1 pseudogene is annotated in these 269 nt (G+C 48.3%); it reads left to right on the top strand.

Going from position 1 to position 269, the window contains the following annotated elements:
- Window positions 1-67 precede the first annotated feature (67 nt).
- Window positions 68-269: pseudogene (locus HBA93_RS21330) on the top strand (hypothetical protein); the annotation flags it as partial.

Here is a 269-nt window from a genome sequence, read left to right as displayed (position 1 = left end):
GCGAAGATAAATCATACAGAAAACTGATAAACCGCCCTCTAATTATCCGGAACAGAGTTCTGTTATGATCTTACGCGCCACTGCCGCCTGCCTCTTATTCTTTACCTCTGCAGCCAGCACTGTATCTGCGCACGCATCGGATAAGGATGAAGTGTTTTTCCGTAATGTTGAAGGCCAGTGGAGCGGTCCCGGCGAAGTTGTTGCGGGAAAATATAAAGGCACAAAATTTGTCTGCAATCTCTCCGGCACCACACCGGATGGCAATGTTG

It is taken from the genome of Ochrobactrum sp. SFR4 (assembly GCF_019730395.1).
Lineage (GTDB): Bacteria > Pseudomonadota > Alphaproteobacteria > Rhizobiales > Rhizobiaceae > Pseudochrobactrum.
Note: the sequence above shows the minus strand (reverse complement) of the source record. Positions and strands in the feature narration are given on the sequence as shown.